The 14,254-nt window shown below is 45.9% G+C and carries 7 protein-coding genes; 1 reads left to right on the top strand and 6 read right to left on the bottom strand.

The features are described 5' to 3' along the window. Nucleotides 1-34: 34 nt before the first annotated feature. The 6 genes from glnA to purF form a co-directional block, all read right to left on the bottom strand. Nucleotides 35-1,357 carry a type I glutamate--ammonia ligase gene (gene glnA / locus ACTNDQ_RS01495; protein WP_441063387.1) on the bottom strand — a complete coding sequence of 441 codons (1,323 nt, stop codon included), beginning with the start codon at nt 1,355-1,357 and terminating at the stop codon, nt 35-37. A 229-nt stretch (nt 1,358-1,586) separates the two neighbouring features. Beyond that, nucleotides 1,587-3,074, bottom strand: coding sequence for a glutamate synthase subunit beta (locus ACTNDQ_RS01490; protein WP_441063385.1), 1,488 nt, complete (start codon nt 3,072-3,074; stop codon nt 1,587-1,589). 13 nt (nt 3,075-3,087) lie between these two features. After that, nucleotides 3,088-7,641: a glutamate synthase large subunit gene (gene gltB / locus ACTNDQ_RS01485; protein WP_441063383.1), complete on the bottom strand. Its 4,554-nt coding sequence runs from the start codon at nt 7,639-7,641 to the stop codon at nt 3,088-3,090. Further along, nucleotides 7,638-9,266 (bottom strand): CTP synthase, encoded by a 1,629-nt coding sequence (locus tag ACTNDQ_RS01480; RefSeq protein WP_022426745.1) that lies wholly within the window; start codon nt 9,264-9,266, stop codon nt 7,638-7,640. Before ACTNDQ_RS01480 ends, gltB begins: the two co-directional genes overlap by 4 nt. Nucleotides 9,267-9,587: 321 nt before the next feature. Next, nucleotides 9,588-9,812 carry an HPr family phosphocarrier protein gene (locus ACTNDQ_RS01475; protein WP_022426744.1) on the bottom strand — a complete coding sequence of 75 codons (225 nt, stop codon included), beginning with the start codon at nt 9,810-9,812 and terminating at the stop codon, nt 9,588-9,590. 287 nt (nt 9,813-10,099) lie between these two features. Further along, nucleotides 10,100-11,494, bottom strand: a complete 1,395-nt coding sequence (purF, locus tag ACTNDQ_RS01470; RefSeq protein ID WP_015525743.1) for an amidophosphoribosyltransferase — start codon at nt 11,492-11,494, stop codon at nt 10,100-10,102. A 391-nt stretch (nt 11,495-11,885) separates the two neighbouring features. Between purF and ACTNDQ_RS01465 the strand changes: the two genes are divergently transcribed. Further along, the gene (locus ACTNDQ_RS01465; protein WP_059086298.1) at nt 11,886-13,988 is read left to right on the top strand and encodes a glutamine synthetase III family protein; all 2,103 of its coding nucleotides are present in this window, start codon (nt 11,886-11,888) and stop codon (nt 13,986-13,988) included. Nucleotides 13,989-14,254 lie beyond the last annotated feature (266 nt).

Here is a 14,254-nt window from a genome sequence, read left to right as displayed (position 1 = left end):
CGCCACTCTCTTTCGTCCCATTATGCCTCGTTCATCAGATCCGATACAGATACTCCTCGATCTCCCAGTCGGAAATCTCCTGGGAATAACGCAGCCACTCTTTTCTCTTGGCCTGCGCATACTGTTTGCAGAAAGCTTCTCCAAGGATTTCCTTCATCCAGCTGCTGTCCTCAAACAGTGTGATCGCTTCCCGCAGGTTCTCCGGTAAATTCTCGATACCCTGTTCCTTCTGATCCGACTCGGAAAGAGAACGGTCAGAAGCTTTTGTAGGATAGATCTTCTTCTGGATTCCATCCAGGCCCGCTGCCAGGCATACCGCAAAAACAAGGTATGGGTTGGATGCAGCATCCGGGCTTCGAAGCTCGATCCTGGTATCAGCACCATTGACTCTCGGGATCCTTACCAGTGAATTCTGGTTATTTCTCGTCCAGGTCAGCTCTGTAGGCGCATCAAATCCAGGTACAAGACGCTTATAAGAATTTACAAGCGGATTGGTGATCAGAGTCATCTCACGGCTGTGAGCCAGAAGACCTCCGATAAAATAGTATGCCTCTTCACTTAATCTGGACGGATCCTCCGGATCCACGAAAATATTTTTTCCATTTTTAAACAGTGAAAAATGGATATGCATGGCTGAACCGTTTACTTCCCGTCTTGGCTTCGGCATAAATGTCGCATGAAGTCCATGACGTTTGGCTACAGTTCTTACTGCCATCTTAAAGGTTATAACTTCGTCTGCCATCTCACGTGCTTCCCCGTAATGAAGGGCGATCTCATGCTGTGCAGGTGCTGTCTCATGATGAGAGGATTCCACCTCAAATCCCATTTCCTCAAGAGTCAGTACCATGTCACGTCTTGCATTTTCGCCTAAGTCCACCGGACTTACATCCAGATATCCGGCCTTTTCGTGAGAAACCGTTGTAGGCATTCCGTTATCATCAATATGAAACAGGAAAAACTCGCATTCCGGGTCAACATAACAGGTATACCCTGCCTCCTCTGCTGCCTGCGCTGTTTTTTTCAGAATATATCTGGAGCTCATCTCATGCTCTGATCCGTCTGCACGGCGCATATCACAGATCAGTCTTGCAACCTTTCCCTGCTGAGGACGCCATGGAAGAATTGAAAAAGTATTATAATCCGGATACAGGATCAGATCCGGCTCCTTTTCTCCCACAATGCCTGCAATATGAGAGCCATATACAACGCACTGGTTATCCAGGGCTCTTGGAAGCTCTCTTGCTGTGATCGCAATATTTTTCAGAGTTCCAAACATATCTGTAAACTGGAGGCGGATGAACTCTACGTCTTCCTCCTCTGCCATTGCAAGAATCTCTTCTCTGGTATAATTCCCCATAGTATTCTCTCCTTTATTTCCTCATCACACAAAATAATTACCCTCAAAATCAGAAAAAGGGTGCACTTCAGAGAGCTTCCGCTCCTGAAGAACACCCTTGTTCATGGACGTAATTATAGCAATCGGTCAATTCTTTGTCAACCATTTTTTAAAAGGGGCAAAAGTTCAAAAGCTTTATCGCGGAAACACGAACAGTTTTTTTGACCTTTTACCCCTGGTATCTGTTATTTTACTGTAAATATGAATAGCTCATCAGTGATTCATCCACTGCTTTCGCAGCCTCACGTCCCTCATGGATCGCCCATACGACAAGGGACTGTCCACGATGCATATCACCTGCTGTGAACACACGATCTACGCTTGTTGCATACTGCTCCGGTTTTGTTTCCACATTGGTTCTTGGTGTAAGCGCTACACGGAAGGCATCTGTCACATATTTCTCGCTGCCAAGGAAGCCTGCCGCAATAAGGACCACATCTGCAGGGATCACTTCCTCACTGTCCTCGACCGGTACCATATTGAATCTTCCGGTCTTTTCATCCTTTACGCTTTTCAGTTTTACGATCTTGGCCTTGCAGACATTTCCTTTTTTGTCCTTGATAAACTCGGTAACGGTTGTCTGATAGATCCGAGGATCATGGCCGAATACTGCAATAGCCTCTTCCTGGCCGTAATCAGTTTTCAGGACCTTCGGCCACTCCGGCCATGGATTGGAAGGAGTTCTTGCTGCAGGAGGCTGCGGCATCATCTCAAGCTGTGTTACAGATTTCGCCCCCAGACGGATGGATGTTCCCACACAGTCATTACCGGTATCACCACCGCCAATGACCAGAACATTTTTGCCCTTTGCAAGCTCATATGGAAATTTTGCAAAATCTGTATCCAGAAGACTTTTTGTTACCTGCTTCAGGAAATCCACTGCAAAGTAAATTCCCTTGGCATCTCTTCCCGGAACCTTGATATCTCTCGGATGAGAAGCTCCACAGCAGAGAAGGACACGATCATAATCTTTCAGAAGCTGTTCTGCAGTGATGTCAACACCAACATTGATATTGGTAACAAATTTCACGCCTTCCTCTTCCATCAGCTTCAGTCTTCGGTCAATGACCTTTTTCTCCAGCTTCATGTTCGGAATGCCGTAGCGGAGAAGTCCTCCGATACGGTCGTTTCTCTCAAATACGGTTACGCTGTGGCCACGGCGGTTCAGCTGCTGCGCTGCTGCCAGTCCGGAAGGACCACTTCCGATAACTGCGATCGTCTTTCCTGTGCGGACAGGCGGGATCTGCGGTTTTACCCATCCTTCTGCATAGGCTGTCTCAATGATTGCTTTCTCATTCTCCTTTGTGCTGACCGGATCTCCGTTCAGGTTACAGGTACATGCAGCTTCGCAAAGTGCTGGACACACTCTGGATGTAAACTCCGGAAAGCTGTGTGTCTTGTTTAAACGAAGGAATGCCTGCTTCCAGTTTCCTGTGTACACAAGATCATTTGTCTCAGGAACCAGGTTGTGCAGCGGACAGCCGGAAGCCATTCCGCCGATCATCATACCTGCCTGGCAGAAGGGGACGCCGCAGGCCATGCAGCGTGCTCCCTGAAGTTTCTGTTTTTCTTTATTTAATGGAATACGAAATTCGTTGAAATTCTGAATACGTTCCTTTGGCGGCAGAACCTTTGCCGTTTCTCTTTCATAATCTAAAAATCCAGTTGGCTTTCCCATTTCCTCATCCTCCTTAATGTTTCACGCCGATGCTCTCATAGAACGCTTCCATCTGTGCCTGCTGGCTGGTCAGACCTTTTTCTTCCAGCTTTGCACTTAATGTGATCATTCTCTTGTACTCATCCGGAATGAGTTTTTTGAAGTGAGGCAGATAGGAATCAAAATCAGCCAGCACCTTCTTACCGATCTCAGAGCCTGTTGCTTCCACATGAGCCTCGATAAGATCACGAAGCTCTTTTTTATCATATTTATTATCCACTTTTTCAATGGAGATCATTGCTTTATTGAGGTTTTTGTAAAGAACGTTATCCACATCAAGGACATAAGCGATACCGCCGCTCATACCTGCTGCAAAGTTCTTTCCTGTTTTTCCAAGAACTACCACACGGCCGCCTGTCATGTACTCGCAGCCATGCTCGCCAACACCCTCAACAACTGCAACCGCACCGGAGTTACGTACTGCAAAACGCTCACCGGCAACACCGTTGATAAATGCAGTTCCGCTGGTCGCACCATAGAGTGCCACGTTTCCGACGATGATGTTCTCCTCAGCCTTGTATCCGGCCTTCTCCGGAACCTTAACGATCAGCTTTCCACCGGAAAGGCCCTTTCCGAAGTAGTCGTTGCTGTCACCGGTCAGCTTCAATGTCAGGCCTTTCGGGATAAAGGCACCGAAGCTCTGTCCGCCTGCACCTGTACAGTTTACAGTTACCGTATCCTCCGGAAGTCCATCCTTATGATTTCTTGTAATCTCAGATCCGAGGATGGTACCAAATGCACGGTCTGTATTGGTAACATTTATATTAACAGAAACTTTCTCACCCTTCTGGATCGCCGGTGCACATTTCTTGACCAGAACTTTTTCATCCAGAGTTTTCTCAAGATTGAAATTGTATACAGCCTTCGGATCAAAGGTTACTTTGCCCTTTCCTGCATATGGGTTATTCAGGATGGCACTTAAGTCAACCTTACCCTTATGCGGCTCCTGCACACTGTCAGAAACTGTAAGAAGGTCTGTACGACCTACCATCTCATCGATGGTGGCAACACCAAGGCGTGCCATGTACTCTCTCAGCTCCTGTGCAATAAAGCGCATGAAGTTCTCCACATACTCCGGTTTTCCGCGGAATCTCTTACGCAGCTCCGGGTTCTGTGTAGCCACACCTACCGGGCAGGTATCCAGATTGCAGACTCTCATCATCACGCAGCCCATCGTTACAAGTGGCGCTGTTGCAAAACCGAATTCCTCTGCACCGAGAAGTGCTGCAATGGCAACGTCACGGCCGCTCATCAGCTTGCCGTCTGTCTCGATACGTACACGGTTACGAAGTCCGTTCATGATCAGCGTCTGGTGTGTTTCTGCAAGTCCAAGCTCCCATGGAAGTCCTGCATTATGGATAGAGCTTCTTGGCGCTGCTCCTGTACCTCCGTCATATCCGGAGATCAGAACAGTCTGTGCACCGGCCTTTGCAACACCGGCTGCAACCGTACCAACACCCGCCTCAGAAACCAGCTTTACGGAAATATCCGCATATTTATTGGCGTTTTTCAGGTCATAGATCAGCTCTGCCAGATCCTCGATAGAGTAGATATCATGATGTGGCGGCGGAGAGATCAGGCTGACTCCCGGTGTGGAATGACGGGTTTTTGCGATCCACGGATATACCTTCTTTGCAGGAAGATGTCCGCCCTCACCCGGCTTTGCACCCTGTGCCATCTTGATCTGGATTTCTCTTGCGGAAACCAGATAACGGCTGGTAACGCCGAAACGTCCGCTGGCTACCTGTTTGATTGCAGAGCAGCGGTCATTGTCTGTTCCTGCTGAATCCAGACGCTCATCACTTTCACCACCCTCACCGGTATTGGATTTTCCATGGAGATGGTTCATGGCAATAGCCAGTGTCTCATGTGCTTCCTGTGAAATAGAACCGTAGGACATGGCACCTGTCTTAAATCGTTTTACAATATCCTCAACACTCTCAACCTGGTCGATCGGAATAGGCTCCTTGGCAAACTTAAAGTCCAGAAGACCTCTTAAGTTTCCATGACCCTCGTCATCTACCAGCTTTGTATATTCCTTGAACATCTCATAGCTGCCCTGTTTTGTGGACTGCTGGAGAAGATGAATGGTACGCGGATTATATTTGTGCTCCTCACCCTGGCTTCTCATCTTATGAGCACCTACGCTGTCCAGAGTAAGATCTGTGGCAAGTCCAAGGGGATCAAATGCCTCAGAATGAAGTTTTTCTACATTATCCTCGATATCTTCCAGTGTGATTCCGCCTACACGACTTACGGTTCCTGTAAAGTAACGATCGATCACATCCTGGGAAATTCCGATTGCCTCAAAGATCTGAGATCCCTGATAGGACTGGATAGTGGAAATACCCATCTTGGAAGCGATCTTTACGATACCGCTGATCACTGCATGATTGTAATCATCAACGGCTGCGTAATAGTCCTTATCCAGCATATGTGTATCGATCAGCTCATGGATCGTATCCAGTGCCAGATACGGATTGACTGCACTTGCACCATATCCGAGGAGTGTTGCGAAATGATGTACCTCTCTCGGCTCACCGGACTCCAGAATCAGGGCAAGGGAAGTGCTCTTCTTTGTTTTTACAAGATGCTGATGTACTGCGGAAACCGCCAGCAGGGACGGGATCGGCATATGGTTCTCATCCACACCGCGGTCAGAAAGGACCAGGATGTTTGCGCCCTCACGGAAGGCTTTGTCTACCTCTACGAACAGACGGTCAATGGCACGTTCAAGCTTTGTGCTCTTATAATATAATGTAGAAAGTGTTACAACCTTGAAGCCGTCCTTTTTCATATTCTTGATCTTCAGCATATCGGTGTTGGTCAGGATCGGATTGTTGATCTTCAGCACCTGACAGTTCTCCGGCTTCTGGATCAGAAGATTTCCGTCTTTTCCTACATATACACTTGTAGAAGTAACGATTTCCTCACGGATCGCATCGATCGGCGGGTTTGTTACCTGTGCAAAAAGCTGCTTGAAATAATCGAACAACGGATAATGTTCCTTGGAAAATACCGCAAGGGGAGTATCATGTCCCATGGCTCCGATGCTTTCTGCGCCGTTTAATGCCATGTTTCGGATCGAAGTACGGTACTGCTCATAAGTATATCCGAAGGCTTTCTGAAGGCGTGCTCTCTCCTCCGGAGTGTATTCGACAACTCTCTGATTCGGGATCTTGATATCACGAAGCTGTACCAGATTGCTGTCCAGCCACTCACCATAAGGCTGTTTTTTCGCATATTTTTCTTTGAGCTCATTGTCATCAATGACACGACCCTGAACGGTATCAACCAGAAGCATTTTTCCCGGATGAAGACGTTCTTTTAATACGATCTTCTCCTCATCCACAGGAAGAACACCAACCTCGGAAGAAAGGATCATATAGCCATCAGATGTGATATAGTATCTGGATGGACGAAGACCGTTTCTGTCAAGAACCGCTCCCATCACATCACCATCTGAGAACAGAATGGACGCAGGACCGTCCCATGGCTCCATCATAGTCGCATAGTACTGATAAAAATCTCTCTTCTCCTGAGAAATCGTATCGTTGTTTGCCCATGGCTCCGGAATCGTGATCATCACTGCAAGTGGAAGATCCATTCCACTCATAACCAGGAATTCCAGGGTATTGTCAAGCATTGCAGAGTCAGAACCATTGCGATTAACTACAGGAAGGACCTTGTGAAGCTCATCCTTCAGATACGGAGACTCCATGTTTTCCTCACGTGCAAGCATCTTATCGGCGTTTCCGCGGATCGTGTTGATCTCACCGTTATGTACGATGAAACGGTTTGGATGTGCTCTCTCCCAGCTTGGATTCGTGTTGGTACTGAAACGGGAATGTACCACTGCAATGGCAGACTCGTAATCCTGGCTCTGAAGATCGCCAAAGAAGGTACGGAGCTGTCCTACCAGGAACATACCTTTGTATACGATGGTACGGCTGTTCATGGAAACTACGTAAGTATTATCATTACTCTGTTCAAATTCACGACGTGCGATGTAAAGCATACGGTCAAAGGCAAGACCTTTTTCCACATCCTCCGGTTTTTTAACAAATGCCTGCATGATGCACGGCATGCACTCTTTCGCTTTATGACCAAGAACCTCCGGGAAGACCGGTACTGTACGCCATCCAAGAAGCTCCAGCCCCTCTTTTTCCACGATGATCTCGAACATCTTCTTTGCCTGGGCACGTTTGATCTCATGCTGCGGGAAAAAGAGCTGGGCTACACCGTATTCTCTCTCTCCGCCGATATCAAAGCCTTCTTTTTTACAGACCTTCTTAAAAAATTTGTGGGAGATCTGAAGAAGGATACCGACACCATCACCGGTTTTTCCTTCTGCATCCTTACCAGCACGATGCTCAAGATTCTCTACGATCTTAAGAGCATTGGCAACTGTATCATGTGTTTTCTTTCCTTTTATATTAACAACGGCTCCGATACCGCAGTTATCATGTTCAAATTCAGGGCGGTAGAGGCCCTGCTGCTGATTTGCTACTTCTCTCATTTTTCTCATCCTTTCATTGCAGCTTCTTCTGCCGTCTTTTTATCAACTGCCGCCTGCACAAATCCACGGAACAGCGGATGTGCATGGTTTGGCCTGGATTTAAATTCCGGATGTCCCTGTGTTCCCACAAAGAACGGATGTCCGGCAATTTCGATCATCTCAACAATGTGAGCATCCGGGGATGTTCCTACAATGGACATTCCCTTTTCGTCCAGTTCCTTACGGAATGCGTTGTTTACCTCATAACGATGTCTGTGACGTTCCTGGATCTCTTTCTTTCCAAAAAGCTCATAGGATCTGGAGCCTTCTGCAAGCACACACGGATAGCTTCCAAGACGAAGAGTTCCTCCAAGATCTTCCACATCCTCCTGATCCGGCATCAGGGCAATGACCGGATGTGTTGTTTCCGGTGCCAGCTCAATACTGTTGGCATCTTCATATCCAAGCACATGGCGGGCAAATTCCACAATAGCCATCTGCATTCCCAGGCAGATCCCAAGGTATGGGATCTTATGAACTCTTGCATACTGTGCCGCAAGGATCATTCCTTCCGTACCACGGTTTCCGAATCCTCCCGGAACCAGGATTCCATCTACAGAATGGAGAGTCTGATCCAGATTTTTTTCATTGAGTTCTTCGGAGTCCACCCAGGTGATATCAACCTTTGCACGGCAAGAGATCCCGCCATGCTTCAGTGCTTCCACAACACTCAAGTATGCATCATGAAGCTGTGTATATTTACCAACCATGGCGATCTTTACTGTTTTATCCGGGTGGCGGAGATTTTCTACCATATTTTCCCAGTCTGTAAGATCTGGTTTGCGATTCTCCAGTCTTAAGCTCTGCAGTACTACGTCTGCAAGCTTTTCTCTCTCCATTGCAAGAGGAGCTTCATATAAATATTCCACATCCAGATTCTGAAGCACATTGCTTACAGGCACATTACAGAACAGGGCGATCTTTCCACGGATATCCTCGGTAAGAGGATACTCACTTCTGCATACCAGGACATCCGGCTGGATTCCCATTCCCTGAAGCTCTTTTACACTGGCCTGGGTGGGTTTGGTCTTCATCTCTCCGGAAGCACGGAGATACGGGATCAGAGTTACATGGATAAGGATCGCATTGTCATGTCCCACATCATGCTGGAACTGACGGATGGATTCCAGGAACGGCTGGCTCTCAATATCACCGACTGTACCACCAACCTCGATGATGGCAATTCTGTCTTCGTCTGCGGATTTTGCTCTGTAAAAACGGCTCTTGATCTCATTGGTAATATGCGGGATCACCTGAACGGTACCTCCGCCGAAATCACCATGACGCTCTTTCTGAAGAACAGACCAGTAAATCTTACCGGTTGTCACATTGGAATTTTTGTCAAGGCTTTCATCAATGAAACGCTCATAATGTCCAAGGTCAAGGTCAGTCTCTGTACCGTCATCCGTTACAAAAACCTCTCCATGCTGAATGGGATTCATAGTTCCCGGGTCAATATTAATGTAGGGATCAAATTTCTGCATGGTCACCTGATACCCTCTGGCTTTCAGAAGGCGCCCAAGAGACGCTGCGGTAATTCCTTTTCCCAGACCGGAAACAACTCCGCCTGTTACAAAAACATACTTTACTGCCATCTTCGATTTCCTCCTCCATTTTGTGTTCCACAACAAAAAGGCGTCCGGAACAGATTCCAAGGGGTGAGAATTCCCCTGTGGTATCCGTTCCTGACGCCTTTGTCAGTTATCTTTCATATAAAATATGGTTTACTATAAACTATTTTTTTTTATTTGTCAATAACTGATTTTTCATATAGTCTGCGGAATTTCTTCCTATGAAATGGATGCAAAGAAAAAACAGACGCCTGCTGAGGATTTCAAACTGATCTCCTGTCTCTGCAGTCACGTCTGCCTTTTCTTTTTATGTCTTTCATATCTTGTCTGTCTCTGCACTGTCTGTCAGGCAACTGCATATTTCTGAAGGAAACGATCAAACTCATGATCCTCGCCATGACAGGTTACTGTAAGAACTCTGGTCAGATCCATGCTGAGGATTCCAAGAATAGATTTTGCATCAATTAAAATTCTGTTATATGAAATATCTACATCAAAATCACATTTACTTGCAGCCTTAACAAATTCTTTAACATCCTCTGTCGCATTCAATCTAATTTTTTTAGACATAAATATCATCCTTTCTTTTATCCCGGCAAAAAACCGGCCTTTTTTCGGTCTTGCTGTTTTCCTGTATATTCCAGACCAGCGGCCTTTTTCATCTGGTTGTCCCACATTATGTCTCATATTGTCAGATTTGTCAAGTTGATGTTTTTTATCGTTTTTAAGAGTCTTTCTATAAAAACCCGGATTTTATATGACAAAATCCGGGTTTTTTATATATTTATTGTGCAGTTTTTACATTTTTGTTTTTCAATCCGTTATTTTTTACTGTGAGATTAATTCCACATAGTTCATTAATCCTGTTTGATTTCTGCCGGTATTTCCATCGGATAATTGCCATCAAAACATGCTTTACACAGCGGAAGTCCACCTGCCATGCCTTCCAGATAATCGATCTGCATATAGCCCAGGGAGTCTGCACCGATCATCTTACGGATTTCTTCCGTGCTGTGCTGTGCTGCGATGAGCTGGTCATTGGACGGCACATCGGTACCAAAATAACAGGGATGTAAAAATGGCGGGGAGCTGATACGTACATGGACTTCTTTTGCTCCTGCTTCTTTCAGCATGTGGATCAGATTGGCAATGGTAGTTCCGCGGACAATGGAATCATCCACCAGAACGATTCTCTTCCCCTTCACCACGGATTCCAGAACGCTCAGCTTCAGATGGACACTGGACTCTCTCTCCTGCTGCGTAGGCTTGATAAAAGTTCTTCCAATGTAACTGTTTTTATAGAACGCAAAGCCAAACGGGATTCCGGATTCCTCAGAATAGCCTTTTGCTGCCGGAAGTCCGGATTCCGGTACACCGGTCACCAGGTCCGCTTCTACCGGATAGGATTTTGCAAGAGATTTTCCTCCACGGATCCTTGCATCATAGATTTTCACGCCATCCATGGTGCTGTCCAGTCTTGCAAAATAAATATATTCAAAAACACAATGAGCATGCTTTTTCTTCTCAGTCAGTTTACTGGATTTCAGTCCGTTCTTGGTGATCGTGACGATCTCACCCGGTTCAATATCACGGATAAATTCCGCTCCTACAGATGTCAGCGCGCAGCTTTCAGATGCAAGGACATAGGCATTATCTCTTTTTCCAAGACAGAGGGGTTTCAGTCCGTAAGGATCACGGGCACCGATCAGCTTCCGGGGGCTCATGATCACAAGAGCATATCCTCCGCGGATCTTCTCTACGGTTTTATGTACTGCTTCCTCTACAGTGGCAGAATGCACACGTTCTCTTGCGATATGGAACGCGATAACCTCTGAGTCGGTAGTTGTATGGAAAATTGCGCCTGTCTGGATCAACTCCCATTTCAGAGCTTCTGTATTAACCAGATTTCCGTTGTGCGCAAGTGCCAGACTTCCCTTGATATAAGAAAGTACCAGCGGCTGTGCATTCTCTGCGACAGATTCTCCGGTGGTGGAATAACGAACATGTCCGATTCCAATATCACCATTCATATTATGTACAACATCTTTTCGCAAAACTTCGCTTACCAGTCCGAGATCTTTATGGAACTGTACGTTTCCTCTTTCTCCGTCCGTCCTTGAAACGGCCATTCCGCAGGACTCCTGTCCCCTGTGCTGCAGCGAGGTAAGACCATAATAAATAGATGGTGCAATATTCCCTCCATCCAGATCATAAATCCCGAATACGCCACATTCTTCCTTTACTCCTGACATATTTCCCTCCATCTGTTCTTTCCGTATTGTACATCTTTGTCACTGGTCAAAAAGCTTCTTTTGCCTCGATCACTTATAGCGATCGCTGACTTTTCGACTGTATAACTACGATATCAGATTATAATAAAAGGACAAGATTTGTCAACCCTGCCTATTTTCCGACAGTCCGATCGCCCTGGTCAATTTTTTAGATTTTTTCAAAAAAGCTCTTGACAATATTTTATTTTGGTGTATACTGCAACACATAAAGCAAAGGCGCTTTGGATACGGCAGGTATCTGAAGCGCTTTTTTTGTTTTCCGGTCCGTTTATACCCGGTTCTTCCGGCAGCGGTCCTTATAAAATAATTAAAAATTATAATGAATGAGTGAAATCGAAAGGAGTGTACCTATATGGCACAGAGTATCCCTGAAATGTATGGCAGCCTTGTATTCAATGACAAAGTGATGCGAAGCAAACTGCCAAAGGACATGTACAAAGCATTAAAGAAAACAATTGAAAACGGAACTCATCTGGAACTGGACGTTGCAAATTCCGTAGCAGTTGCAATGAAAGAATGGGCTACTGAAAACGGTGCGACACATTACACACACTGGTTCCAGCCGATGACAAACGTAACTGCTGAGAAGCATGACAGCTTCATCTCCCCTACAGGTGACGGACAGGTGATCATGGATTTCTCCGGTAAAGAGCTGGTAAAAGGTGAGCCGGATGCATCCAGCTTCCCGTCAGGCGGACTTCGTGCTACTTTTGAAGCAAGAGGATATACAGCATGGGATCCTACTTCACCTGCATTCATTAAAGATAAAACTCTTTACATTCCTACTGCATTCTGTTCCTACAGCGGAGAGGCACTGGATAAGAAAACTCCTCTTCTTCGTTCCATGGATGTTCTGAACAAAGAAGCGGTTCGTATTCTTCACATCCTTGGAAACAAAGAGGTCCGTCACATCGACACAACCGTAGGACCTGAGCAGGAATATTTCCTGGTTGACAAGGATCTTTACAAAAAGAGAAAAGACCTGATCTTCTGCGGCCGTACTCTTCTGGGCGCTTCTGCACCAAAAGGACAGGAAATGGAAGATCATTACTTCGGAGCCCTGAAGCCTCGCGTTGCTGCTTACATGCATGATCTTGACGAAGAGCTTTGGAAGCTTGGCATTCCAGCAAAAACAAAACATAACGAGGTTGCTCCTGCACAGCACGAACTGGCTCCTGTATTTGATACCACAAATGTTGCTGTTGACCACAACCAGCTGACCATGGAGATCATGAAGAAGGTTGCCGACAAGCACAACATGGTCTGCCTCCTTCACGAGAAACCATTTGAGGGAATCAACGGAAGCGGTAAACACAACAACTGGTCCATGAGCACAGACACAGGTGTAAACCTTCTTGATCCAGGAAAAACACCGGCAGAAAATACACAGTTCCTGGTATTCCTGGTAGCTGTCATCAAAGCCGTTGACGATTATGCTGATCTTCTCCGCGTATCCGTTGCAAGCGCCGGAAACGATCATCGTCTTGGAGCAAACGAGGCACCGCCTGCGATCGTATCCATCTTCCTTGGAGATGAGCTGACAGACGTACTGAAATCTATTGAAAACGATACCTTCTTCAGCAATAAGCATGCGGTACAGATGGATATCGGAGCAAAGGTACTTCCGCACTTCATAAAGGATACCACAGACAGAAACCGTACTTCACCATTTGCATTTACCGGAAACAAATTTGAGTTCCGTATGCTTGGTTCTGCAGCATCTGTCGCAAACCCGAACATCGTACTGAATACCGCTGTTGCAGAGGTTCTTGCAGAATTCAGCGCAGCTCTTAAGGATGTTCCGGAAGAAGAAATGGAAAGCGCAGTACATGCACTTCTTAAGAAGACCATTGAAGAGCATAAACGCATCATCTTTAACGGAAACGGATATACAGACGAATGGGTTGAAGAAGCTGAGAAACGTGGTCTCTACAATCTGAAAACAACTCCGGATGCACTTCCGCATTTCATTGCTGAGAAGAACATTGAGCTGTTTACAAAGCATGGCATTTTTACAAAGGAAGAGCTTTTCTCCCGTTACGAGATCTGGCTTGAGAACTATTACAAGACCATCAACATCGAGTCCAACACTCTGGCTGAGATGATCCAGAAGCAGGTAATTCCTTCTGTATATACATATGTTGAAAAGCTTGCAGATACTGCAGCTGCAAAGAAATCCGTAGTAGCTGATATTTCTGTAGCAAGTGAAGCTGCTCTGATCTCCAAACTGAGTACACTTGCAGACACCATGGCAAAAGATCTGGAAACTCTGAAAGCAGATACAGCAAAAGCTCTTGCTTCTTCTGACGATGTACTTGCATGCTCCAAGGCTTATCAGGAAACTGTTCTGGAAGACATGGAAACTTTAAGAAAATCTGCAGATGAGGCAGAGGCTCTGATCCCGGATGAGTTACTTCCTTATCCGACCTACGACGAGCTGTTATTCTCCATCTGATCACGGATATCAGATAACAATTTCATACGGTAAATACAGGGGATATCCCTTATGAACTCTACTTCATAATTCATTATCGATTTCCTCATCCATTAATCACACGATACAAATATCCCCTGTTTTACATATACTAATTTTGATTTCGTAAAGGCGCGGAAGAGAATTTCCTCTCTCCTGCGCTTTTTCGTTATACTGATACCGGATAAATTCTGTCTGTTTTTTCTGTCCGGTATTACAAAAATTCTTTCTATACATAATAGGAAAGA

Origin of the sequence: Blautia massiliensis (ex Liu et al. 2021), from assembly GCF_052064225.1 — a bacterium.
In the GTDB taxonomy this organism is placed as follows: Bacteria; Bacillota; Clostridia; order Lachnospirales; family Lachnospiraceae; genus Blautia_A; species Blautia_A fusiformis.
Note: the sequence above shows the minus strand (reverse complement) of the source record. Positions and strands in the feature narration are given on the sequence as shown.